We start from the raw sequence: 211 nt of genomic DNA, 5'->3' as shown, positions 1-211 counted from the left end.
AAGGTCGACCCCCTCGAAGCGATGCGCAGGTGCCTGGCCCTTTTTGTAGGCGTTCAACACGCTCGCCGGCCAGGGGTCGCTGGAGAAAGCCAGCCAAGCGCTGCCATAGCGGTCGGTATCGATGTTCAGGAAGGATGAAGGAATATCGTGGTTTTCAGTGGCGCATTTTTCGGGCAGCGACGCGGGTAGGCCGTCGGACGGTTCGTAGGGA

At 60.7% G+C, this 211-nt stretch carries 1 protein-coding gene; it reads right to left on the bottom strand.

The genetic code is table 11. The annotated features are described in order from the left end of the window. Positions 1–211: hypothetical protein (locus ABI582_RS28790; protein WP_442121008.1), on the bottom strand; the 211-nt coding region annotated here is incomplete at both ends.

The organism is Pseudomonas sp. SAS7, assembly GCF_052112345.1.
In the GTDB taxonomy this organism is placed as follows: Bacteria; Pseudomonadota; Gammaproteobacteria; order Pseudomonadales; family Pseudomonadaceae; genus Aquipseudomonas; species Aquipseudomonas putida_Q.
The sequence above is the reverse complement of the archived record's forward strand: the minus strand, read 5'-3'. Positions and strand labels throughout refer to the sequence as shown.